This window comes from Klebsiella oxytoca NBRC 105695, from assembly GCF_001598695.1.
Taxonomy (GTDB): domain Bacteria; phylum Pseudomonadota; class Gammaproteobacteria; order Enterobacterales; family Enterobacteriaceae; genus Klebsiella; species Klebsiella oxytoca.
In genome coordinates, this window is record NZ_BCZK01000011.1 from 166,009 (window position 1) to 186,485 (window position 20,477).

At 56.8% G+C, this 20,477-nt stretch carries 15 protein-coding genes and 1 pseudogene; 10 read left to right on the forward strand and 6 right to left on the reverse strand.

Annotation, left to right across the window (positions count from 1 at the left end; all coding sequences use genetic code 11):
- Window positions 1-11: 11 nt before the first annotated feature.
- Window positions 12-389 (reverse strand): GspS family T2SS pilot lipoprotein variant PulS, encoded by a 378-nt coding sequence (gene pulS, locus KO1_RS19210; RefSeq protein WP_004107976.1) that lies wholly within the window; start codon window positions 387-389, stop codon window positions 12-14.
- Window positions 390-961: 572 nt separating this feature from the next.
- Between pulS and mrcB the strand changes: the two genes are divergently transcribed.
- The 5 genes from mrcB (at window position 962) to fhuB (ending at window position 9,705) form a co-directional block, all read left to right on the forward strand.
- Window positions 962-3,514: a bifunctional glycosyl transferase/transpeptidase gene (gene mrcB, locus KO1_RS19215; RefSeq protein ID WP_004107974.1), complete on the forward strand. Its 2,553-nt coding sequence runs from the start codon at window positions 962-964 to the stop codon at window positions 3,512-3,514.
- Window positions 3,515-3,788: 274 nt separating this feature from the next.
- On the forward strand, window positions 3,789-5,993 hold the full coding sequence (gene fhuA, locus KO1_RS19220) for a ferrichrome porin FhuA (protein ID WP_032691939.1): 2,205 nt from the start codon (window positions 3,789-3,791) through the stop codon (window positions 5,991-5,993).
- 45 nt (window positions 5,994-6,038) lie between these two features.
- A complete protein-coding gene (gene fhuC, locus KO1_RS19225) occupies window positions 6,039-6,836 on the forward strand; it encodes a Fe3+-hydroxamate ABC transporter ATP-binding protein FhuC (RefSeq protein WP_004107972.1) in 798 nt (265 codons plus the stop codon).
- Entirely contained in the window at window positions 6,836-7,726 is an 891-nt protein-coding gene (gene fhuD / locus KO1_RS19230) for a Fe(3+)-hydroxamate ABC transporter substrate-binding protein FhuD (RefSeq protein WP_016808882.1), read from the forward strand. Before fhuC ends, fhuD begins: the two co-directional genes overlap by 1 nt.
- Window positions 7,723-9,705: a Fe(3+)-hydroxamate ABC transporter permease FhuB gene (gene fhuB, locus KO1_RS19235; protein ID WP_004107968.1), complete on the forward strand. Its 1,983-nt coding sequence runs from the start codon at window positions 7,723-7,725 to the stop codon at window positions 9,703-9,705. The genes fhuD and fhuB overlap by 4 nt, the downstream gene beginning before the upstream one ends.
- A gap of 113 nt (window positions 9,706-9,818) precedes the next feature.
- Here fhuB and KO1_RS28525 read toward each other — a convergent pair.
- Together KO1_RS28525 and hemL are read right to left on the reverse strand one after the other, a co-directional pair.
- Window positions 9,819-9,966 (reverse strand): annotated as a pseudogene (locus tag KO1_RS28525) (Rpn family recombination-promoting nuclease/putative transposase); the annotation flags it as partial.
- A gap of 277 nt (window positions 9,967-10,243) precedes the next feature.
- Window positions 10,244-11,524, reverse strand: a complete 1,281-nt coding sequence (gene hemL / locus KO1_RS19240; protein WP_064407087.1) for a glutamate-1-semialdehyde 2,1-aminomutase — start codon at window positions 11,522-11,524, stop codon at window positions 10,244-10,246.
- A 180-nt stretch (window positions 11,525-11,704) separates the two neighbouring features.
- Between hemL and clcA the strand changes: the two genes are divergently transcribed.
- Together clcA and erpA are read left to right on the forward strand one after the other, a co-directional pair.
- Window positions 11,705-13,123, forward strand: coding sequence for a H(+)/Cl(-) exchange transporter ClcA (clcA, locus tag KO1_RS19245; protein ID WP_032692291.1), 1,419 nt, complete (start codon window positions 11,705-11,707; stop codon window positions 13,121-13,123).
- An 81-nt stretch (window positions 13,124-13,204) separates the two neighbouring features.
- On the forward strand, window positions 13,205-13,549 hold the full coding sequence (gene erpA / locus KO1_RS19250; RefSeq protein WP_004098733.1) for an iron-sulfur cluster insertion protein ErpA: 345 nt from the start codon (window positions 13,205-13,207) through the stop codon (window positions 13,547-13,549).
- Between the two features lie 87 nt (window positions 13,550-13,636).
- On the opposite strand, the gene KO1_RS19255 is transcribed toward erpA, so the two are convergent.
- The 3 genes from KO1_RS19255 to mtnN all read right to left on the reverse strand — a co-directional run bounded on the left by KO1_RS19255 (window position 13,637) and on the right by mtnN (window position 15,932).
- Window positions 13,637-14,260: a TRIC cation channel family protein gene (locus KO1_RS19255; protein ID WP_004107962.1), complete on the reverse strand. Its 624-nt coding sequence runs from the start codon at window positions 14,258-14,260 to the stop codon at window positions 13,637-13,639.
- Between the two features lie 180 nt (window positions 14,261-14,440).
- Window positions 14,441-15,241: a vitamin B12 ABC transporter substrate-binding protein BtuF gene (btuF, locus tag KO1_RS19260; RefSeq protein ID WP_004107961.1), complete on the reverse strand. Its 801-nt coding sequence runs from the start codon at window positions 15,239-15,241 to the stop codon at window positions 14,441-14,443.
- Window positions 15,234-15,932 (reverse strand): 5'-methylthioadenosine/S-adenosylhomocysteine nucleosidase, encoded by a 699-nt coding sequence (mtnN, locus tag KO1_RS19265; RefSeq protein WP_004107960.1) that lies wholly within the window; start codon window positions 15,930-15,932, stop codon window positions 15,234-15,236. Before mtnN ends, btuF begins: the two co-directional genes overlap by 8 nt.
- A gap of 84 nt (window positions 15,933-16,016) precedes the next feature.
- On the opposite strand from mtnN, the gene dgt reads away from it, so the two are divergent.
- From dgt to cdaR, 3 genes are all read left to right on the forward strand, one after another.
- The gene (gene dgt / locus KO1_RS19270; RefSeq protein WP_032704955.1) at window positions 16,017-17,531 is read left to right on the forward strand and encodes a dGTPase; all 1,515 of its coding nucleotides are present in this window, start codon (window positions 16,017-16,019) and stop codon (window positions 17,529-17,531) included.
- 134 nt (window positions 17,532-17,665) lie between these two features.
- Window positions 17,666-19,105: a serine endoprotease DegP gene (gene degP / locus KO1_RS19275; RefSeq protein ID WP_004107952.1), complete on the forward strand. Its 1,440-nt coding sequence runs from the start codon at window positions 17,666-17,668 to the stop codon at window positions 19,103-19,105.
- A gap of 190 nt (window positions 19,106-19,295) precedes the next feature.
- A complete protein-coding gene (gene cdaR, locus KO1_RS19280) occupies window positions 19,296-20,453 on the forward strand; it encodes a DNA-binding transcriptional regulator CdaR (RefSeq protein ID WP_004098741.1) in 1,158 nt (385 codons plus the stop codon).
- Window positions 20,454-20,477: the final 24 nt, after the last annotated feature.

Consider the following 20,477-nt stretch of genomic DNA (forward strand, 5'->3'; position numbering starts at 1 on the left):
TAAAATAATCGCTATTTATTGCCGCGCAGGCTATCAATAAATGGCGCCAGCTGGCGATTAAACTGGCTGCATTTTGTGGCTTCCGGGGTACTATCCTGCTGGAGCTGTTGATATAGCTGCGCGCTGCGCTGGCTCAGCAGATTATCATCAATATTTGCCCATCCGCGTTTTTTACCGACGTTTATTGCCGCACGGTTAATTGCGTCATCGGCAGGCAGATCGCTGCGGTTGCATTTATTCTTCAGATAGCGCGCCCCGGCGGCGACGGAGGCAAGCTGCTCAAGCTGAGCCTCACCGCTAACCGCAGGACTCAGGGTTGTCTGACGATTTTGCTGACAGCCTGAGAGCAGGGCAACCGCCATAAGCGGAAATATAATAAAGTTGCGCATAATCTATTAAGCAGAAAAATTAATTGGCTGACAGTTTAACAAATATTTTTCGGCAGTCATCAGAAAATCTGCCAAATTATAAATGTTAAGTGGCTCGCGTTTTTATCATTGCGCTCTTTTAAATCTCATTTTCTTTCATCTGGGTCGTTTCTGTTTTCCGGCGGAAATAATATTTTCCGGCCTTACTGCTTCGGTTTGTTTCTGCGGCCAGCAGAAGGTTACGGGCGCACATTTTTATGTTGTTAAAAAACATCACAATTTCCCTGAGGTTGTCCGGCGAGGATGTAAAATGCTGGTTAAGAATGTCGCGGTTTAGTGCTATCCTGTATTCCCTGGACAATCCGTTCCGTGTCCCGAATAATTCTGTCGATGAAGCGTGTAACAATGTGATTTGTATGGTGAATTTTTAAAGTGAAAATCATGCGAGCGACATGATAATGCGTCGCGCAGTCCATAAATGGTTGCCTGAAAAACAACACCTTCGGGCGGCAATTTGAGAGATTTCTTCTTTCCCCCATCCGGGGAAACATTGAGAATCAGGCCTTTACGCCTGTAAGTTGCGGAGAAAAAGCATGGCGGGAGATGACCGCGAGCCGATCGGACGTAAGGGGAGACCCTCGCGCCCGGCAAAACAAAAGGTAACTCGCCGTCGGGTTCGGGAAGAGGACTACGACGATGATTACGATGATGACTATGAGGATGAAAAACCGATGCCGAGGAAAGGAAAAGGCAAAGGCGGTAAACCCCCTCGTCGTAAACGCACCTGGCTGTGGCTGCTGATTAAAATTGGGGTCGTCTGTGCGGTATTGATTGCCGCCTATGGCGTCTACCTTGACCAGAAAATCCGCAGCCGCATTGACGGGAAAGTCTGGGATCTGCCCGCGGCGGTTTATGGCCGAATGGTCAACCTTGAGCCGGATATGCAGATCAGCAAAAACGAAATGGTGCGCCTGCTCAACGCGACGCAGTATCGCCAGGTGAGCGCGATGACGCGTCCGGGGGAATATACGGTACAGGCCAACAGTATCGAGATGATCCGCCGTCCGTTCGATTTCCCGGACAGTAAAGAAGGCCAGGTGCGCGCGCGTCTGACCTTTAATGGCGATCGTCTCGACACCATCGAGAACATGGATAATAACCGCCAGTTCGGTTTCTTCCGTCTCGATCCGCGCCTGATCACCATGCTGCAATCGGCTAACGGCGAACAGCGTCTGTTTGTGAAGCGCAACGGCTTCCCGGATCTGCTGGTGGATACTCTGCTGGCGACGGAAGACCGCCATTTTTACGAACACGACGGCATCAGCCTTTACTCCATTGGCCGTGCGGTGCTGGCTAACCTGACCGCCGGTCGTACGGTGCAGGGGGCGAGTACGCTGACCCAGCAGCTGGTGAAGAACCTGTTCCTCTCCAGCGAACGTTCGTACTGGCGCAAGATAAACGAAGCCTATATGGCGCTGATCGTCGATGCCCGCTACAGCAAGGATCGTATCCTTGAGCTGTACATGAACGAGGTGTACCTCGGTCAGAGCGGCGATAACGAGATCCGCGGCTTCCCGCTGGCGAGCCTCTATTACTTTGGTCGTCCGGTGGAAGAGCTCAGCCTCGATCAGCAGGCGCTGCTGGTGGGGATGGTAAAAGGCGCGTCGGTTTACAACCCGTGGCGTAACCCGAAGCTGGCGCTGGAGCGACGCAACCTCGTGCTGCGTCTTCTGCAGCAGCAGCAGGTTATCGATCAGGAGCTGTATGACATGCTCAGCGCGCGTCCGCTGGGCGTACAGCCGCGCGGTGGGGTGATCTCTCCGCAGCCGGCGTTTATGCAGATGGTGCGTCAGGAGCTGCAGGCGAAACTGGGCGATAAAGTCAAAGATCTCTCCGGCGTGAAGATCTTTACCACCTTCGATTCCGTGGCGCAGGATGCGGCGGAAAAAGCGGCGATAGAGGGTATTCCGGCGCTGAAGAAACAGCGTAAGCTACCGGATCTGGAAACCGCGATGGTGGTTGTCGACCGCTTCACCGGAGAAGTACGGGCGATGGTCGGCGGGGCGGAGCCGCAGTTTGCTGGCTATAACCGCGCAATGCAGGCGCGCCGTTCGATTGGCTCGCTGGCAAAACCGGCGACCTATCTGACCGCGCTAAGTCAGCCGAATCAGTATCGTCTAAATACCTGGATCGCCGATGCGCCTATCTCGATTCGTCTGTCTAACGGCCAGACATGGTCGCCGCAGAACGACGATCGTCGCTACAGCGAGAGCGGGAAGGTGATGCTGGTTGACGCGCTGACGCGTTCAATGAACGTGCCGACGGTGAATCTCGGGATGGCGCTGGGCCTGCCGGCGGTGGTTGATACCTGGACTAAACTGGGCGCGCCCAGGAATCAGCTGAATGCGGTTCCTTCTATGCTGCTGGGGGCGCTGAACCTGACGCCGATTGAAGTGGCGCAGGCGTTCCAGACCATTGCCAGCGGTGGCAACCGCGCGCCGCTGTCAGCGCTGCGTTCGGTGATCGCTGAAGATGGTACCGTACTCTATCAAAGCTATCCGCAGGCGGAACGGGCGGTACCGGCGCAGGCGGCTTATATGACGCTCTGGACTATGCAGCAGGTGGTGCAGCGCGGTACCGGTCGTCAGCTGGGCGCGAAGTATCCGGGCCTGCATCTGGCGGGTAAAACCGGGACCACCAACAACAACGTTGATACCTGGTTTGCCGGTATTGACGGCGGTCAGGTGACCATTACCTGGGTGGGACGCGATAATAACCAGCCGACTAAGCTGTACGGCGCCAGCGGCGCAATGTCGATTTACCAGCGCTATCTGGCTAACCAGACGCCGACTCCGCTGGTCCTGACTCCGCCGGAAGATGTGGTGGATATGGGCGTCGATAGCAGCGGTAACTTTGTCTGCAGCGGCGGCATGCGTTCGCTTCCGGTATGGACGACCTCGCCGGACGCGCTTTGTCGCCAGGGCGAACTGATTCAACAGCAGCAGCTCCAGCAGCAGCAGGCGAATAATCCGTTCAATCAGTCCGGGCAACAGCCGCAACAGCAGCAAAATCAGCAGCAACCGCCGAAGCAGGAGAAGAGCGATGGCGTAGCGGGCTGGATTAAAGATATGTTCGGCGGTAATTAACTCGTCGTTGCATCCTGAAAGCCGGCGCCTTGTTGGTTGAGTGGGTGCAGGAATAGTGGCCCTCTAATACCTCAGTATTAGAGGGCCTTTTTATATCTGTAAATTAATTAACAGCCTTATAACCCCACAATTACCGTCTGGTTATTTATTCATCCTTTGATAGCCCGCAGGGGGCATATTTCTTGCCTTGCCGCGCTCGTTTCGCCTATTATGTCAGCCGTTATAATAATAATTCTCGTTTACGTTATCATTAACTTCTATCAGAGATATACCCATGGCGCGTCTTAAAACTGCTCAGCCAAATCACTCGCTGCGTAAAATCGCAGCTGTAGTAGCCACGGCGGTTAGCGGCATGTCTGTTTATGCACAGGCGGCAGTTGAACCGAAAGAAGAAACCATTACCGTAACCGCCGCTCCGGCTCCGCAGGAGAGCGCCTGGGGACCGGCAGCGACCATCGCGGCGAAACATTCGGCTACCGCAACAAAAACCGATACACCCATCGAAAAAACGCCGCAGTCTATTTCCGTGGTGACCCGCCAGGAAATGGAGATGAAGCAGCCGACGACGGTCAAAGAAGCGCTGGCCTATACCCCTGGCGTATTCTCGACCCGCGGCAGCTCAACCACCTATGATGTGGTGACGATTCGTGGTTTCACCACCTCAACGACGGTGAATACCAACCAGTATCTGGATGGGATGAAGCTGCAGGGTAATAACTATTCTGAAGTCTCAATGGACCCTTATTTCCTCGAACGCGTGGAAGTGATGCGCGGGCCAACGTCGGTGCTGTACGGCAACAGCAACCCTGGCGGCATCGTCAGCATGGTCAGCAAGCGTCCGACGACTGAACCGCTGAAAGAAATCCAATTTAAAATGGGTACCGATAACCTGTGGCAGACGGGCTTTGATTTCAGCGATGCCATTGATGAAGACGGCGTGTGGTCATATCGTCTGACCGGTTTAGGCCGCAGCCAGGATGCTCAGCAGCAGATGGCGAAATCAACCCGCTATGCGGTCGCTCCTTCCTTTAGCTGGCGTCCGGATGACAAAACGGACTTCACTTTCCTGAGTAATTTCCAGAGCGATCCGTATGCCGGGTATTACGGCTGGCTGCCGCGTGAAGGGACAGTGGTGCCCTATTACGACGCCAACGGTAAGGCGCATAAGCTGCCGACGGACTTTAACGAAGGCGAAGCGAACAATAAGATGTCTCGCCGTCAGCAGATGGTTGGCTACAGCTTCTCGCATCAGTTCGATGACACTTTCACCGTGCGTCAGAACCTGCGTTATGCCAACGCCCATACTCTGTATCGTTCAGTCTATGGCAACGGATATACGCCGACAGGCAAAATCAACCGTGCGTATGTTCGCTCCGATGAGAACCTTAATACGTTTACCGTTGATACCCAGTTGCAGTCTGATTTCGCTACCGGCGCGGTAGGGCACACCCTGTTAACCGGCGTAGACTATTCGCGCATGCGCAATGATGTGAACGCGGATTACGGGACGGCTTCCGCGATTGATATGCAGAACCCGCAGTATGGCAATGCAAACGTGAGCGTTAACTTCCCCTATTCAGTGCTGAACCGTATGGAGCAGACCGGTCTCTATGCCCAGGATCAGATGGCGTGGGATAAGTGGGTGATGACGCTGGGGGGCCGCTACGACTATGCGATGGCTTCAACCCTGACGCGCCCTGCGAATACCCTCGCCAAAAATCACGATCAGCAATTCACCTGGCGCGGCGGCATTAACTATCTGTTTGATAATGGTATCTCGCCATACTTCAGCTACAGCCAGTCTTTTGAGCCGGTTTCCGGATCGTCGCGGGATGGCAAACCTTTCGATGCTTCCCACGGCGAGCAGTATGAAGCCGGCGTGAAGTACGTACCGAAGGATATGCCGGTGGTGCTGACCGCCGCAGTATATCAGCTGACCAAAGATAAAAACCTGACGGCGGATCCGAACAACGCCTCATTCAGTATCCAGACGGGCGAAATCCGCTCTCGCGGGATTGAGCTGGAGGCGAAAGCGGCGGTTAATGCCAATATTAACGTGACGGCTTCTTACACCTATACGGATGCTCAGTACCAGCACGACACCACCTTTAACGGCAAGCGTCCGGCAGAAGTCCCGCGCAATATGGCCTCGCTGTGGGCAGATTATACTTTCCACGAAACCGCGCTGAGCGGTCTGACAGTGGGCGCCGGTGCTCGCTATGTCGGTTCAACGGTAAGTTATTACAAAAACGATACTTCGACCGGGAAAAAAGACGACTCCTTCAACGTCGCGGGCTACGCGTTAATGGATGCCACCGTGAAATACGATCTCGCGCGCTTTGGTTTGCCGGGCTCGTCGATCGGAGTCAACGTCAATAACCTGTTCGATCGTGAATACGTTTCCAGCTGCTACAGCGAATACGCATGTTACTGGGGCGCTGAGCGTCAGGTTGTGGCGACCGCGACTTTCCGTTTCTAACCACTTAACGGGCGCGGTTCGCCGCGCCTCTTACCAGGTTCCGTTATGCAGGAAAACATTCCGCACTCCGATACGACGTTTTCACTGGACCGCGTGACCTTCCGCGTGCCCGGCCGAACGCTGCTGCATCCTCTGTCGTTAACCTTCCCGGCGGGAAAAGTCACGGGCCTGATTGGCCATAACGGCTCCGGCAAATCGACGCTGCTGAAAATGCTTGGCCGCCATCAGCCGCCTTCGGACGGGGAGGTTTTGCTTGACGGTCAGCCGCTCGATAGCTGGGGCAGTAAAGCCTTTGCCCGCAAGGTGGCTTATCTGCCGCAGCAGTTGCCCCCGGCGGAAGGCATGACGGTGCGCGAACTGGTGGCTATCGGCCGCTACCCGTGGCACGGGGCTCTGGGGCGTTTTGGCGCGGCGGACCGGGAAAAAGTGGAAGAGGCGATTGCGCTGGTCGGGCTAAAACCGCTGGCCCATCGACTGGTGGACAGCCTCTCCGGCGGCGAACGCCAGCGCGCGTGGATTGCCATGCTGGTGGCCCAGGATAGCCGCTGCCTGCTGCTCGATGAACCCACCTCGGCGCTGGATATCGCTCACCAGGTGGATGTGCTGGCGCTGGTTCATCGCCTGAGCCAGCAGCGCGGGCTGACGGTGATCGCCGTACTGCATGATATCAATATGGCGGCGCGCTACTGCGACTATCTGGTTGCGCTGCGCGGCGGTGAAATGATCGCTCAGGGAACGCCCGCGGAGCTGATGCGCAGCGAAACTCTGGAACAAATTTACGGTATCCCGATGGGGATCCTGCCGCATCCGGCTGGCGCAGCGCCGGTAAGTTTTGTCTATTGATGGAAAACCTCACACTCATCACGCGGCGGCGCCTGCTGACCGCGATGGCGCTGTCGCCGCTGCTGTGGCAGATGCGCGGCGCGCGGGCGGCGGAAGTTGATCCGCAGCGTATTGTCGCGCTCGAATGGCTGCCGGTAGAGCTGCTGCTGGCGCTGGGCGTCACGCCCTACGGCGTTGCCGATATCCCTAACTACAGGCTGTGGGTCAATGAACCGGCGCTGCCTGATTCGGTGATTGATGTTGGGCTGCGCACCGAACCCAATCTGGAACTGCTGACGCAGATGAAGCCGTCGTTTCTGGTCTGGTCGGCAGGGTACGGCCCGGCGGCGGAAAAGCTGGCGCGTATTGCGCCCGGACGAGGATTCACCTTCAGCGACGGCAAGCGTCCGCTGATGATGGCTCAGCAGTCGCTTAGCGAAATGGCTGACCTGATCGGCAGGCAGCAGGAAGCGAAGCGCCATCTGGCGGAATTTGACGCGCTGATGGAGAGCCTGCGTCCGCGCTTTGCCCGCCGCGGCGATCGCCCGCTGCTGATGATTACCCTGCTTGATACCCGCCACGTGCTGGTCTTTGCGCAGAACTGTCTGTTCCAGGAAGTGCTCGACCGCTTTGCCATCAAAAATGCCTGGCAGGGCGAGACCACCTTCTGGGGCAGCGTCACCGTCGGTATTGACCGGCTGGCGGCCTACAGAGATGCCGACGTTATCTGCTTCGATCACGGCAATGCGCGGGAGATGGCGCAGCTCACGGCGACGCCGCTGTGGCAAGCGATGCCGTTTGTTCGCGCAGGGCGTTTTCAGCGCGTCCCGGCGGTGTGGTTCTATGGCGCGACGCTATCGGCGATGCATTTTGCCCGCGTGCTGGCCGACGCTCAGGGGGGCCCTGTGTGAGATCGCGTATTTCGCCTTTGGCGACATCTCTGCTGTTAACTCTGCTTATCGTCGCTGCTGCGCTGACGCTGTTCAACCTCAACGTGGTGCTGCCGCGAAGCGAATGGGGGCAGGCGCTGTGGCAGCCTAATATCGATAATATCGCTCAGATGCTGTTCCACTACAGCCTGCTGCCGCGGCTGGTTATATCGTTGCTCGTCGGCGCCGGGCTGGGGCTGGTGGGCGTGCTGTTCCAGCAGGTGCTACGTAACCCGCTGGCGGAACCGACGACGCTCGGCGTAGCGACCGGGGCGCAGCTGGGCATGACGGTCACCACGCTGTGGGCGATCCCTGGCGTGCTGGCGTCGCAGTTCGCCGCGCTTGCCGGGGCGTGCATTGTCGGCGCGCTGGTGTTTGGTGTGTCGTGGGGCAAACGCCTCTCGCCGGTGACGTTGATTCTGGCTGGGCTGGTAGTCAGCCTGTACTGCGGCGCGCTTAATCAACTGATGGCGATCTTCCATCACGATCAGCTGCAAAGTATGTTCCTGTGGAGCACCGGAACCCTGACCCAGACCGACTGGAGCGTGGCGCAGCGACTGTGGCCGCAGCTGCTGGGCGGAGCCATTTTAACGCTGCTGCTGCTGCGTCCGCTGACCCTGATGGGGCTGGACGACGGCGTGGCGCGCAACCTCGGACTGGCGCTCTCGCTGGCACGGCTGGGGGCGTTGACCCTGGCGATTGTCATCAGCGCCCTGTTGGTGAATGCGGTGGGGATTATTGGCTTTATCGGCCTGTTCGCGCCGCTGCTGGCGAAGATGCTGGGCGCTCGTCGTCTGCTATCGCGCCTGCTGCTGGCGGCGCTGATTGGCGCGCTGCTGCTGTGGCTCTCCGATCAGGTTATCCTCTGGCTGGCCCGGGTGTGGATGGAAGTCTCCACCGGTTCGGTAACCGCCCTGATTGGCGCGCCGCTGCTGCTATGGCTGCTGCCGCGCCTGCGCAGCATTAGCGCGCCGGTGATGAACGGCGGCGCCAGGGTGCAGGCTGAACGGCAACATGTGCTGTGGTTCGCGCTGGGCGGGCTGGCGCTGCTGCTGCTGGCCATCGTCGCTGCGCTGGCTTTCGGCCGCGATGCGCAGGGCTGGCACTGGGCCAGCGGTACGCTACTGGATGAGCTAATGCCCTGGCGCTGGCCGCGCATTCTGGCGGCGCTGTTCGCTGGCGTAATGCTGGCGGTAGCGGGCTGCATTATCCAGCGTTTGACCGGTAATCCGATGGCCAGTCCGGAAGTGCTCGGCATCAGCTCAGGCGCGGCGTTTGGCGTGGTGGTGATGCTGTTCTTTGTGCCGGGGAATGCCTTTGGCTGGCTGCTGCCCGCCGGTAGCCTCGGAGCGGCGGCGACGCTGCTGATCATCCTGATTGCCGCCGGACGCGGCGGGTTCTCGCCGCATCGCATGCTGCTGGCAGGGATGGCGCTGAGCACGGCGTTTACCATGCTGCTGATGATGCTGCAGGCCAGCGGCGATCCGCGAATGGCGCAAATCCTGACGTGGATTTCCGGCTCAACCTACAGCGCCACGCCGGAACTCGTGATGCGCAGCGGCGCGGTGATGCTTGTTCTGCTTACGCTGACGCCATTTTGCCGACGCTGGCTGACGATTCTGCCGCTGGGCGGCGAGGCGGCGAGGGCGGTCGGCATGGCGCTGACGCCGTCACGTATCGGGCTACTGCTGCTGGCGGCATGTTTGACCGCGGCCGCAACGCTAACGATTGGCCCCCTCAGCTTCGTGGGATTAATGGCGCCGCATATTGCGCGTATGATGGGATTCCGGCGTACGATGCCGCATATGGCGATCTCCGGCCTGATTGGCGGGGTGCTGCTGGTGTTCGCCGACTGGTGCGGCCGGATGCTGATGTTTCCGTATCAGATCCCGGCGGGATTGCTGTCGACGTTTATCGGCGCGCCGTACTTTATCTATCTGTTGAGAAAGCAGAGTCGGTAGCTTTTCATCATCGCGATGCCCGGCGGGCGTCGCGATGTTATCCCTTTTTTGCCCGGATTCAGTTAGGACTAACTGCGGAATTCTGCAACTGCTCTAATTCGTTTTCCGTCACGACCGCGCTGCCCCATATAGCTAAAAAACACTTTTAGCTGCTCGGCGGTAGTGTATCCCGCGTTAAGCATGCTCGAGCAGCAACATGAGATCCCGCTGGCGAATATGCTTCTGCAGGAGCTCCAGGATCGCAATACGCCGGTGCTGCATATTGGTATGGACCAGTAGCTGTTTAAAAATGGCGTCATGTGGTGTAGGGGACGATTGTGTTGTCATTCTGAGCAATCCTTGCGGCTGAGTTTCCGCTGAGAATCTGCTTTTGCCTGCCCATTGTCTGCCGACGATTTTGGGTTCTACGAGGCGGGATGATGACAATCTTTCGAAGCGATCGCGCTTGCAGATTGTTATGCGTGAACCCACGCAAATTGAGGCTTTGCGGCGAGATGACAGAGATATTGCCGGGACTGGGCAGTCCCGGCAATCAGGGTTACAGCTTCGCGAAGGCGTTACGCGCTGCGGCGACGGTATTGTCGATATCCTCTTCGCTATGAGCGATAGACATAAAGCCCGCTTCAAACGCCGACGGCGCCAGGTAGACGCCCTCTTCCAGCATCAGGTGGAAGAAGCGTTTAAACCGTTCTACATCGCACTTCACCACGTCCTGGTAGCAGGTCACGCTTGGCGCATCGGTAAAGAAAATGCCGAACATGCCGCCGACGTTATTCACCACCAGCGGAATACCGGCATCGCGAGCGGCGTCCAGCAGGCCCTGTGCCAGCTGGTTGGTGAGTTCAGTTAGCGTCTCATGTACGCCGGGCTGCGCCACTTCGCTTAAGCAGGCGAAACCTGCCGCCATGGCGATGGGGTTGCCGGAGAGGGTACCTGCCTGGTAAACCGGGCCGGTCGGAGCAAGGGCATCCATCACCTCGCGGCGACCGCCGAATGCGCCAACCGGCATACCGCCGCCGATGACTTTGCCAAGGCAGGTCAAATCCGGCACCACGCCGTAGTAATCCTGCGCGCCCGCCAGCGCCACGCGGAAGCCAGTCATGACTTCATCAATAATCAGCAGAGCGCCGAATTCGTCGCACAGCGCGCGCAGGCCCGGCAGAAACTCCGGCAGCGGTGGAATACAGTTCATATTACCGGCCACCGGCTCAACGATGATGCAGGCAATATCCTGTGGATACTGTTCGAACGCAGCGCGGACCGAGGCCAGATCGTTATAGGTGCAGGTCAGGGTATGTTTGGCGAAATCCGCTGGCACGCCCGGCGAGTTCGGCTGGCCAAGCGTCAGCGCGCCTGAACCGGCTTTCACCAGCAGGCAGTCGGCGTGGCCGTGGTAGCAGCCTTCGAACTTGATAATTTTGTCGCGACCGGTAAAGCCGCGCGCCAGGCGGATGGCGCTCATAGTGGCTTCGGTACCGGAGTTCACCATCCGGACCATATCCATGGTCGGGACCAGTTCGGTGACCAGCGCCGCCATTTTAACTTCCATCTCCGTCGGCGCGCCAAAACTCAGGCCGCGCTCGGCAGCTTCAATAACCGCATTGCGGATTGCCGGATGGTTATGGCCCAGCACCATTGGGCCCCAGGAGCCGACATAATCGATATACGCTTTACCATCGACGTCGTAGAGATATGCGCCGTCGGCGCGCTCAATAAACAGCGGTGTGCCGCCGACGCCGGTGAAGGCGCGTACCGGAGAGTTCACGCCGCCGGGGATAAGTTCACGCGCAGCATTATACAGATTTTCAGATTTGCTCATTACCGGGGTCCTGGTTCGTGAAAAATGTTTTGTCGACTATTCTAAGTTATTCCAGGAAGGTTATGAAAGTTTTGCCCAATTGAAACAATGGGGGCGCAGCGCATTTTTTTGACGACGGAGCCTGTCCGGTTGGCTAGAATGCCCTTCTTTCTATTTGTATTACTAATCATTGATAATGGCATGAAAGCAGAAAATCCCTCTTCTTCAGCACATCAGTTCGTACGCGTTCGCCGCAGCGATGCCGTGCGTCGGTTGATTCAGCGTGATAAAACGCCGCTGGCGGTGTTATTGATGGCGGCCGTTGTCGGAACGCTGGCGGGGCTGGTTGGCGTCGCGTTTGAGAAAAGCGTCAATTGGGTGCAAAACGTGCGCATTGGCGCGCTGGTAGAGGTGGCAGACCACTGGTTTCTGGTCTGGCCGCTGGCTTTTATCCTCTCCGCTTTGCTGGCGATGGTGGGCTATTTCCTCGTCCGTCGTTTTGCGCCGGAAGCAGGCGGCTCTGGGATCCCGGAAATTGAAGGCGCGCTGGAGGAATTGCGTCCCGTTCGCTGGTGGCGCGTGCTGCCGGTGAAGTTTATCGGCGGCATGGGCACGTTGGGCGCGGGGATGGTGCTGGGGCGCGAAGGGCCGATGGTGCAGCTTGGGGGCAATCTTGGGCGCATGGTGGTGGACGTCTTCCGCATGCGCAGCCCGGAAGCGCGTCATACGCTTCTGGCGACCGGCGCCGCCGCGGGGCTCTCCGCCGCTTTTAACGCGCCGCTGGCCGGGATTCTGTTTATTATTGAAGAGATGCGCCCGCAGTTTCGCTACAACCTGATCTCCATTAAAGCCGTGTTTACCGGCGTGATTATGGCAACCATCGTTTTCCGTATCTTCAATGGCGATAAAGCGGTTATCGAGGTCGGTAAGCTCAGCAATGCGCCGGTCAACACGCTGTGGCTGTATTTGATCCTTGGGATGATTTTTGGCTGCGTGGGTCCGTTGTTTAATACGCTGGTGCTGCGTACCCAGGATATGTTCCAGCGGATTCACGGCGGCAACATCAAGAAATGGGTGCTGATTGGCGGCCTGATCGGCGGTAGCTGCGGCGTGCTGGGACTGATTCAGCCGGCAGCGTCCGGCGGCGGTTTTAACCTGATCCCCATCGCCGCGGCGGGCAATTTTTCCGTTGGCCTGCTGCTATTTATTTTTATCGCGAGGGTGATTACCACGCTGCTCTGCTTCTCTTCCGGCGCGCCGGGCGGAATTTTTGCCCCGATGCTGGCGCTGGGGACGCTGCTGGGTACGGCGTTTGGTATGGCAGCGACGCCGCTGTTTCCGGCGTATCATCTGGATGCGGGAACCTTTGCCATTGCCGGTATGGGGGCGCTGCTTGCCGCCTCGGTCCGCGCGCCGTTGACCGGTATCGTGCTGGTGCTGGAGATGACCGATAATTATCAGCTCATTTTGCCAATGATTATTACCTGCCTCGGCGCAACACTATTGGCACAATTCCTCGGCGGTAAGCCTTTATACTCGACTATTCTGCAGCGTACTCTCGCAAAACAAAAAGCGGAACAGGAAGCCAGGGCGCAGCCTGTCGGCGGGGAGAATACTTGAACGATTTACTCGGGTATTAGATAATGGCTCAAAAGGTCGGGTTATTCTTTAACCGGTCAGAAGTATCAATGGGAGCATAAAATGAGTGATGACGTAGCGTTGCCGCTGGAGTTTACCGAAGCCGCAGCGATTAAAGTAAAAGACCTGATTGCGGATGAAGACAATCCGAACCTGAAACTGCGCGTGTACATCACCGGCGGTGGCTGCAGCGGTTTCCAGTACGGCTTCACCTTTGACGATCAGGTTAACGAAGGCGATATGACTATCGAGAAGCAGGGCGTCGGCCTGGTGGTTGACCCAATGAGCCTGCAGTATCTGGTCGGCGGCGCCGTCGATTATACCGAGGGACTGGAAGGTTCGCGTTTTATCGTGACCAACCCGAATGCGAAAAGCACCTGCGGCTGCGGCTCCTCATTCAGCGTCTAAAGATAGTGCGATCGTGAGCCCCTTCTTCCACAGGGAGAGGGAGCAAACATTAAAAACGGTAACGTTAAGGTTACCGTTTTGCTTTTATTACCGTCCATTCTCATCAAGCGCAAACGTTGGCAGCTTCAGGTGCCAGCGGATTGCCGCCAGCCGAATCACCAGCGTAACCACCATCCCTGACATCGCCGCGTTTTCTAACGGAACCTGGAAGGTGTAGTGCGCCGTTGCGTGTACGATACCGCCAACGATGCAGGCGGTCGCGTAGATTTCCGTACGCAGAATCATCGGGATTTCGCGCGCCAGCACGTCGCGAATAATCCCTCCACCGACGCCGGTGACGACGCCCATGCAGATGGCCACCAGCGGTCCGCTATGGGCAAGGAAGGCTTTGTTGACGCCGATCCCGACAAATACAGCCAGGCCGACGGCGTCCAGTACCGGCAACACCCATTTCGGTAACCGACGCGGCTGGCGCACCAGCAGGATAGTCAGCATACTGGTGACCATCGCCACTACCAGATCGGTAGGATCTTTAACCCAAAATACCGGGCCGTTAGCAAGGGCCATATCACGAATGGTTCCGCCGCCCACTGCGGTCACCACGCCTAATACCAGCACGCCGAAAGGGTCCATGCGCAGCTTTCCAGCCAGCAGGACGCCAGAGATGGCAAACACGGCGGTGCCAATAATATCCAGCCAATAGACAAGCATCGTCAGTTCCCACTTATAGTCTACCCCATCAGGCTATTTCATTTGCCAGTTTGACCCTGGTCAGCGCTGACGAACCTCACGTACTGCGTGTACGCTGCGGTTGTTCCTCGCTGTGTTCCAGACTGTCTGCAACAATTGCGCCTGGTGGGATAGGTTCTGAGCACCTGGGTTATCAGGTGATTATTTTACCTGTTCGAGCGCAGTACAGAGTTGTTTTGCGGCGAGGATAATACGTGGGCTCGCGCGTTCAAACCAGTCGCCATGTAGCGCAATAAAAGAAATTTTTAGCTGATTCTGCCAATAGCGCTCAACGGCGGGAAGTTTACTGGCATCGCCGGCGATAACGATAGCCTGCGGCTGCCTTGCCAGCACCTGTTCACGGCTAACCTGCGGCCAGGGAACCCGGCTGGCGGCAAAAATGTTTTCTCCCCCGCACAGCGTCAGAACCTGATCCTGAATCGAGCCTTTGCTGGTCGTAAAGAGAGGGTTGGCGCCGAACTGTAAAAAAACGCGTTTTTTCGGCACGTTGGCATAGCGGGCTTTCAGCTTCTGGTACTCACTTTGCATATTCTGCGCCGCCTGCTGCGCCTTTTCCGGCTGCGGGCTCCACTGCGCCAGCTGGCGAAGCGTCGCGATAATGTCTTCAATGGTCGACGTTTCGACCCAGATGACTTTTATCCCGAGCGAGCTTAGCTGATTGACCTGCCGCTCAGCGTTACCGCCGCGCCAGGCCAGCACCAGGTCGGGTTTGAGGGCGACGATACGTTCCAGATTCATCCCCTGCCAGCTGGAGACCTGCTCTATCTTTGCGGCTTCAGGGGGATAATCGGAATAACTGCTGACGCCAACTGGCGTAATGCCGGCGGCAAACGCCAGTTCTGTATTGGCGGGAGAGAGCGTCACCACCCGCGGCGCGGCGAAAAGCCACGCCGGGGCGAGCAGCAGCAGGGCGGCAAGCTCCGTTATAAACGACTTAGCCACGGGCCAGGTGCTGCACCAGGTTTTCCACCATCAGGGTGGATTGTTTCGCGGCAACGGCGAGAAACTCGTCGAAGCTGAGATGCGACTGCTGATCGGCAACATCGGAGATGGCGCGAACGACTACAAAAGGTACGCCATAGTTGTGGCAGACGTGCGCGATGGCCGTGGCTTCCATTTCTACCGCGACGGCCTGCGGGAAGTTGTGACGGATTTTTGCGAGACCAATGGAACCATTGATGAAAGCATCGCCGCTGACGATGAGCCCGCGTACCGCGTTAAGGTTGAGCGCTTTGATGCAGGTCTCTGCGGCGGCAATCAGCTTCTCATCGGCTTTGAAACCGGCCGGACAGCCCGGCAGCTGACCATACTCATAGCCAAACGCGGTAACATCCGCATCGTGATAGCGCGTTTCGTCGGAAACGACGATGTCGCCGACCTTCAGGGTTGATGCCAGACCGCCCGCAGAACCGGTGTTGATAATCACATCCGGCTTACAGTGTTCCATCAACAGGGTCGCGCCCATTGCGGCGGCAACTTTGCCGATACCCGATTTCAACAGAGCGACGTCAATACCCTGAAGCTGGCCGGTGTAGATTTCGCTGCCGCCGATAGTGATAGTCTGGCGGTTGTCGATTTTGTCGCGCAGAAGGGTAACTTCCTCTTCCATTGCGCCAATAATGCCGATTTTCATAGATTTACTCGCGATGTGTGGGTTTTAGCGGCATAGTCTATCATGCGCTTAGAAGGAAACGTTATTGCTCGCTCGGGGGAGATCATGGCTAAGATCGATTTTCGCAACAAGATTAACTGGCGTCGCCGCTACCGTTCACCGCAGGGCGTTGAGACGGAGCGAGAAATCCTGCGAATTTTCGAAAGCGATCGCGGGCGCATCATTAACTCGCCGGCGATCCGCCGGCTGCAGCAAAAAACTCAGGTTTTCCCGCTGGAGCGCAACGCTGCGGTGCGTACGCGGTTGACCCACTCCCTGGAAGTTCAGCAGGTGGGCCGCTATATCGCTAAAGAGGTGCTGAGCCGGCTGAAAGAGCAGAAGCTGCTCGAACGCTACGGGCTGGATGAGCTCACCGGGCCGTTTGAGAGCATTGTTGAAATGGCCTGCCTGATGCACGATATCGGCAATCCGCCATTTGGTCATTTTGGCGAGGCGGCAATTAACGATTGGTTCAGCCAGCGGCTTTTTCCCGGCGATGCGGCCACCCAGCCGTTAACCGATGATCGCTGCGTGGTTGCGGCGTTGCGCCTGCAGGAAGGCGATAGCCAACTGAATGAGCTTCGCCGTAAAGTTCGCCAGGATTTGTGCTGGTTTGAGGGAAATGCGCAGGGCATTCGGTTAGTGCATACGCTGATGCGAATGAATCTGACCTGGGCGCAGGTGGGCTGTATTTTAAAATATACCCGTCCGGCATGGTGGCGCGGGGAACCGCCGGCCAGCCACAATTATTTAATGAAGAAACCTGGTTATTATTTAGCCGAAGAAGGCTATGTTGCGAGGTTGCGTAAAGAACTGGATCTGGCTCCTTACAATCGATTCCCATTAACGTGGATTATGGAAGCCGCGGATGATATCTCATATTGCGTTGCCGACCTTGAGGATGCGGTAGAAAAACGCATCTTCAGCGTAGAGCAGCTTTATCAGCATCTCTATGAGGCCTGGGGGGGTCACGAAAAAGGCTCCTTGTTTAATCAAGTTGTCGAAAACGCCTGGGAGAAATCGCGTGCGAATTCTCTGAGTCGCAGCACTGAAGATCAGTTTTTTATGTATTTACGGGTGAATACGCTCAATAGGCTGGTACCGTACGCGGCGCGTCGGTTTATTGATAACCTGGAGAAGATTTTCAGCGGCGATTTTAATCACGCGCTGCTTGAAGACGATAGTGATTGCAGTCAGCTGCTTGAGCTATACAAAAATGTTGCGGTAAAACATGTGTTTAGCCATCCTGACGTTGAGCAGCTGGAACTGCAAGGTTATCGAGTGATTAGTGGTTTGTTAGATATATACCAGCCGTTGCTAAAATTATCGCTCGATGAGTTTAGTCTGCTGGTGGAAAAAGAGCGGGTGCGGAGTTTACCGATTGCTTCGCGTCTGTTCCAGAAACTTTCGACTCGCCATCGGCTGGCTTACGTCGAGGCCGTAAATAAGATTTCACGCAGTAATCCGGAATTTCCGGTGATGGAATATTATTATCGCTGTCGTCTCATTCAGGACTATATCAGCGGAATGACCGACTTGTATGCATGGGATGAATATCGTCGCCTGATGGCCGTAGAATAAGGCTGAGTTTTGTAAAGACGGACAATAAATTTTTACTTTTACCAAAACTTCATTCCGGAACTTCGCGCTATAAAATGACTCTGATAGTCACCTACACAGCAACTATTCGTTATCTGAAATCGAGATTGAAACATATGAAAAAAACCACGTTAGCAATGAGTGCCCTGGCTCTGAGTTTAGGTCTGGCGTTGTCCCCTCTCTCTGCGAGCGCGGCGGAAACAGCTTCTTCGGCAACTAATGCGCAGCAGATGCCAAGCCTGGCGCCGATGCTGGAAAAAGTGATGCCGTCGGTCGTGAGCATTAACGTTGAGGGGAGCACCACCGTTAATACGCCGCGGATGCCGCGAAACTTCCAGCAGTTCTTTGGCGATAATTCACCATTCTGCCAGGATGGTTCACCGTTCCAGAGCTCTCCGTTCTGTCAGGGCGGCGGACAAGGCGGCGCGCCGGGCGGTAACGGCGGACAGCAGCAGAAATTTATGGCCCTCGGTTCCGGGGTCATCATTGATGCCGCTAAAGGCTATGTCGTCACCAACAACCACGTCGTGGATAACGCGACAACCATTAAAGTTCAGCTGAGCGATGGCCGTAAGTTCGACGCGAAAGTCGTCGGCAAAGACCCGCGTTCTGATATTGCGCTGATTCAAATTCAGGATCCGAAAAACCTGAGCGCGATTAAACTGGCGGACTCTGACGCTCTGCGCGTCGGCGATTACACCGTAGCGATCGGTAACCCGTTTGGTCTGGGCGAAACCGTGACCTCGGGGATCGTCTCCGCGTTAGGTCGTAGCGGCCTGAACGTTGAAAACTATGAGAACTTTATCCAGACCGATGCGGCCATTAACCGCGGTAACTCCGGCGGCGCGTTGGTTAACCTGAACGGCGAGCTGATCGGTATCAACACCGCGATTCTGGCGCCGGACGGCGGCAACATTGGTATCGGCTTCGCTATTCCGAGCAACATGGTGAAAAACCTTACCGATCAGATGGTTAAGTTTGGCCAGGTGAAGCGCGGTGAGCTGGGTATCATGGGTACCGAGCTGAATTCCGAGCTGGCGAAAGCGATGAAAGTTGATGCGCAGCGCGGCGCGTTCGTCAGCCAGGTCATGCCAAACTCGGCCGCCGCTAAGGCGGGCATTAAAGCCGGCGATGTGATTACCACGCTGAACGGTAAATCGATCAGCAGCTTCGCCGCTCTGCGTGCCCAGGTGGGTACCATGCCGATCGGCAGCAAAGTCGAGCTTGGCCTGCTGCGCGACGGTAAGCCGGTGACGGTGACCGTTGAGCTGCAGCAGAGCAACCAGAATCAGGTTGATTCCAGCACGATCTTCAACGGTATTGAAGGTGCGGAAATGAGCAACAAAGGCCAGGACAAAGGCGTCGTGGTGAGCAACGTGAAAGCGGGCACTCCGGCGGCGCAGATTGGCCTGAAAAAAGGCGATATCATCGTTGGCGCTAACCAGCAACCGGTGAAAAATATTGCCGACCTGCGCAAAATCTTTGATGCCAAGCCCTCTGTTCTGGCGCTGAACATTCAGCGCGGCGATGCGACTATTTATCTGCTGATGCAGTAATTCGTCGCCGTCTGCAAAGCCCCTTCTCTCCTTGCGGAGGGAAGGGGCTTTTTCTTTCTGCTGAGGGTTCCATTTTTGGTTCTGTGACATCTTCCACAACTCCATACTTCTCTCCCCGGCTTTGGGCAAATGCACAATGCGGCGTTTTGCCAACTCTTCTATGCTGGTAGCCTGCTCACGGGAGGGTTACATGGCTGGCTGGCATCTTGATACCAAAATGGCGCAGGATATCGTGGCGCGCACGATGCGCATCATTGATACCAATATTAACGTGATGGATGCCCGAGGGCGCATTATCGGCAGCGGTGACCGCGAGCGAATTGGTGAATTGCACGAAGGGGCGCTGCTGGTGCTTTCTCAGGGACGGGTTGTCGACATTGATGATGCTGTTGCCCGCCACCTGCACGGCGTGCGTCAGGGGATCAATCTGCCGCTGCGTCTGGAAGGGGAGATCGTTGGCGTAATCGGTCTGACCGGAGAACCGGAGTCGCTGCGCAAATACGGGGAACTGGTTTGTATGACCGCCGAGATGATGCTGGAACAATCGCGGCTGATGCATCTCCTGGCCCAGGATAGCCGTTTGCGTGAAGAGCTGGTCATGAACCTGATTCAGGCGGAAGAGAACACGCCGGCGCTGACTGAGTGGGCGCAGCGTCTGGGGATCGATCTCAATCAACCGCGCGTCGTGGCGATGATTGAAGTAGATAGCGGCCAGCTGGGCGTCGATAGCGCGATGGCGGAACTGCAGCAGCTGCAAACCGCGCTGACCACGCCGGATCGTAATAATCTGGTGGCCATTGTCTCGCTGACCGAGATGGTGGTGCTGAAGCCCGCGCTGAATGCCTTTGGGCGCTGGGATGCAGAAGATCACTGCAAACGCGTTGAGCAGCTAATTAGCCGGATGAAAGAGAACGGTCAGCTGCGTTTTCGCGTGGCGCTGGGCAATTTCTTTACCGGGCCGGGCAGCATTGCTCGCTCGTACCGCACCGCCCGAACCACGATGATGGTCGGCAAGCAGCGGATGCCCGAAAGCCGTAGCTATTTCTACCAGGATTTGATGCTGCCGGTCCTGCTGGATAGCCTGCGCGGTGGCTGGCAGGCCAATGAGCTGGCGCGCCCGCTGGTTCGCCTGAAGGCGATGGATAACAACGGCCTGCTGCGCCGTACTTTACAGGCATGGTTTCGTCATAACGTGCAGCCGTTGGCGACCTCCAAAGCGCTATTTATCCATCGTAATACGCTGGAATATCGCTTGAACCGTATTTCTGAACTGACGGGGCTGGATTTAGGAAATTTTGACGATCGTCTGCTGCTGTATATTGCGCTCCAGTTGGATGAGCAGCGTTAAAAACACTCCCGCCGCAGGCGGGAG

What these genes read in the sequence shown, in the direction of transcription:
- hemL (WP_064407087.1), bottom strand. Translation starts at nt 11,524, where the DNA reads ATGAGCAAATCTGAAAATCTGTATAATGCTGCGCGTGAACTTATCCCC.
- fhuA (WP_032691939.1), top strand. Translation starts at nt 3,789, where the DNA reads ATGGCGCGTCTTAAAACTGCTCAGCCAAATCACTCGCTGCGTAAAATC.
- clcA (WP_032692291.1), top strand. Translation starts at nt 11,705, where the DNA reads ATGAAAGCAGAAAATCCCTCTTCTTCAGCACATCAGTTCGTACGCGTT.
- mtnN (WP_004107960.1), bottom strand. Translation starts at nt 15,932, where the DNA reads ATGAAAATCGGCATTATTGGCGCAATGGAAGAGGAAGTTACCCTTCTG.
- dgt (WP_032704955.1), top strand. Translation starts at nt 16,017, where the DNA reads ATGGCTAAGATCGATTTTCGCAACAAGATTAACTGGCGTCGCCGCTAC.
- cdaR (WP_004098741.1), top strand. Translation starts at nt 19,296, where the DNA reads ATGGCTGGCTGGCATCTTGATACCAAAATGGCGCAGGATATCGTGGCG.
- erpA (WP_004098733.1), top strand. Translation starts at nt 13,205, where the DNA reads ATGAGTGATGACGTAGCGTTGCCGCTGGAGTTTACCGAAGCCGCAGCG.
- fhuC (WP_004107972.1), top strand. Translation starts at nt 6,039, where the DNA reads ATGCAGGAAAACATTCCGCACTCCGATACGACGTTTTCACTGGACCGC.
- KO1_RS19255 (WP_004107962.1), bottom strand. Translation starts at nt 14,260, where the DNA reads ATGCTTGTCTATTGGCTGGATATTATTGGCACCGCCGTGTTTGCCATC.
- degP (WP_004107952.1), top strand. Translation starts at nt 17,666, where the DNA reads ATGAAAAAAACCACGTTAGCAATGAGTGCCCTGGCTCTGAGTTTAGGT.
- fhuD (WP_016808882.1), top strand. Translation starts at nt 6,836, where the DNA reads ATGGAAAACCTCACACTCATCACGCGGCGGCGCCTGCTGACCGCGATG.
- pulS (WP_004107976.1), bottom strand. Translation starts at nt 389, where the DNA reads ATGCGCAACTTTATTATATTTCCGCTTATGGCGGTTGCCCTGCTCTCA.
- mrcB (WP_004107974.1), top strand. Translation starts at nt 962, where the DNA reads ATGGCGGGAGATGACCGCGAGCCGATCGGACGTAAGGGGAGACCCTCG.